At 66.4% G+C, this 2,894-nt stretch carries 3 protein-coding genes; all 3 read right to left on the minus strand.

The window, feature by feature from the left end:
* Positions 1-222: hypothetical protein (locus MUO23_01460; protein MCJ7511619.1), on the minus strand; the 222-nt coding region annotated here is incomplete at its 3' end.
* 80 nt (positions 223-302) lie between these two features.
* Positions 303-1,736 carry a proline--tRNA ligase gene (proS, locus tag MUO23_01465; GenBank protein ID MCJ7511620.1) on the minus strand — a complete coding sequence of 478 codons (1,434 nt, stop codon included), beginning with the start codon at positions 1,734-1,736 and terminating at the stop codon, positions 303-305.
* Positions 1,737-1,810: 74 nt separating this feature from the next.
* A partial coding sequence (locus tag MUO23_01470) for an aminoglycoside phosphotransferase family protein (GenBank protein ID MCJ7511621.1) occupies positions 1,811-2,894 on the minus strand: 1,084 nt, incomplete at its 5' end.

Raw genomic sequence — 2,894 nt, forward strand, 5'->3', positions numbered from 1 at the left:
CTCCCGTCCCAACGCAGAGCGCAGGCTGTTGACGACCGGGGCCGGAGCGGAGAAGGTGCGCTGCGGCGCCCGCATGGCAGCGTAGGCGCCCGGGCGGGAGGTGCGATCAGCGTAGAAGTCGAGCAAGGAGAGGACGCCTTCGACCAGCTCGGCCGGCCGGTCGAACTCCAGCAGCAACGTCTGGGTCTCCCGCCTCAGGCGGGCGGGGTCAACGGCCGGCATCAGGCGCCACTCCGCTCCAGCCGCCACCGGCAATCGAACGGGGATCCCACTCCCCGATCCGTCAGGAACCGAGCTGGCACCTAGTAGCTACGGGCGAATAGCGCCCGCTCGCTCGCCGGCTCACCGCAGCGAATGCACACCCCGGCGCCCGACGGCTGATCGAGAGGGATACTGCGGGTGGTTGCCTTGGTGTCTTGCTTGATCGAGGCTTCGCAGTCCGGCCGACCGCACCACCAGGCATCCGCCCACCCGGCTTCCACCACCTGTTTGAACTCGTCGTAGGAGCGCGGCTGGTGGGTGTGGCCCAGACGGAAATCCAACGCCCGCTGAAACATGCCTATCTGAATCGCATCGAGGTGCTCGGCGACTGCCCGGTCAGCGCCCTCCAGCTGGACGGTTTGCTTCCCTGGCTTGCCAGGCAGGTCGCGGCGGGCCAACGTGACCACGCCCTGGGCGACATCCTTCGGGCCGATCTCCAGCCGCAGCGGCACGCCTCGCATCTCCCAGTCGTTGAACTTGTAGCCCGGCGTGAAACCCTCCCGCCGGTCCACCTTCAGGCGAAAACCGGTCAGCTGCTGCTCGAGCTGAGCAATGGCCTGCATCACGGCCGCCTTCTCTTCATCATTCTTGTAGATCGGCACGACCACCACCTGGTGTGGCGCCAGGCGCGGCGGCAGGATCAATCCCTTGTCATCTCCGTGCACCATGATGATGGCGCCGATGAAGCGGGTCGACAGGCCCCAGGAAGTCGTCCAGCAGTACTGCAGGGTGTTGGCCGCATCTAAGTAGCGGATCTCGAAGGCACGCGCGAAGTTCTCGCCCAGGTTGTGGGAGGTTCCGGCCTGCAGCGCCCGCGTGTCCCCCATCATGGCCTCGATGCTATAGGAGCGCAGGGCGCCGGCGAACTTTTCACTCTCGCTTTTGCGGCCGCGGACAACGGGAACGGCCGCTACGTTCTCGGCGAAGTCGGCGTAGATGTCGAGCATCTGCATCGTCTCGGCCTGGGCCTCATCCGCGGTGGCATGCGCGGTGTGCCCCTCCTGCCAGTAGAACTCCGCCGTTCGCAGAAACAGTTTGGTGCGCAGCTCCCAGCGCATGACGCTGTTCCACAGGTTGATCAGCACCGGAAGGTCGCGATAGGACTTGATCCACTTGGCATACATGTGGCCGATGATCGTCTCGGAGGTCGGGCGGATGACCAGCGGCTCCTCCAGCGTCTCTCCGCCGCCGATGGTGACCACGGCCAGTTCCGGCGAGAAACCCTCGACGTGCGCTTTCTCCTTCTCCAGGAAGCTCATCGGGATCAGCATCGGGAAGGCGGCGTTGACATGCCCGGTCGCTTTGAAGCGCTGATCGAGCGCCGCCTGGATGTTCTCCCACAGCGCCCAACCGTAGGGCATCACGACCATACACCCCCGCACCGGGGCGTAATCGGCCAGTTCGGCCCGCAGCACCAGTTGGTTGTACCACTCGGCGAAGTTCTCGGATCGTGAAGGCAAGCGGTCTTCAGGCATTCTGCAACCTCAGTCCTGATGTACGGATAAGGGCAAACCTCTCGCTCCCCCGCAGTGGGCGTCGGGCCTCGCCATCAATCGGCCGGCAGTCGCCTCGCCACGGCAGCCTCTACAGGGCGCAGCCAAGTGGCATCGAGGTCGTCGGCCCGGGCCCGCAGCACGGCGTCCGGGGAGGCCGCCAGAACGTCAATCCACTCCTCGAGGAACTGCCACATCAAGGCATGATCCCACAAGCGATCCCACTCGTCATCCATCCAGCCGGTCCCGGTTTGAGTCTGCAACCCGTGGCGATAGCGGGTGACCAGGTCAGCCGGGGCCACCGCCAGGCTGGCGAACGTCCAGCGGCTCTTCATCACCAGCGTCAGCAGATCGATCACCCCGGGCCCGACCCCGGCCATCTGCCAATCGTACACAACCTGGCGCCCGTCGGCCAGGCGCAGGATATTGCCTGGCCAGTAGTCGCCATGCATGAGCGTTGCAGGCGCCTGCAGCAGAGGCTGGACGACCAGGTCGGCCTGAGTGGTCAGCTGTGCCATCAGCCGCATCCGCCATGGCGAACCGGCCAGGGCCTCCGGCCGGCCGCTCTCGACCATGCGGCCGATGGCCTGAGCGGCCGCCGCTACGTGCACGGTGAAGTCCGCCTGCAGCGGGCGGGCCAGCCAGGTGAAGGCCTCCAGATCCTCCTCCAGCTGCCAGAAGCGGTCATGGAGCGCTACCAGATTGTCGACGGCCTGGAGGTAGTCCGCCGCCGTCCAGGCCTCCGGCGCACGGGCCTCCATCTCGGCCGTCAGGAGCAGCCAGTTCCCGGCAGACGAGGCCGCAATCAGGTCAGGCGTCTCGACGGGAAGCAGATCCGCCAGAGCGGCATACACGCCGACTTCTCTGCGCCCGACTCCCGCCAGCCCAGCCCGGGTCGTGCCACGCGGCTCCTTGAGCACAAGCCTGACGCTAGCAGGTTTGCCCGAGCGGACGAAATGGGCCTTCAATCCCTGGACCCGGCCGATCGACGGCCGACGCGCCGCCAGCGGCATTCTCTGAACCTTTTCCAGGGTCAGGCTCTTGTCGCCGTAGAAGCGCCGCAGGCCGGCGGTGAGTTCCGGGCGCGAACACGGCCAGGCCCAGGTGTCGTCATCCAGCCTACGGTCCATCGCCCTCACC

It is taken from the genome of Anaerolineales bacterium (genome assembly GCA_022866145.1).
Lineage (GTDB): Bacteria > Chloroflexota > Anaerolineae > Anaerolineales > E44-bin32 > PFL42.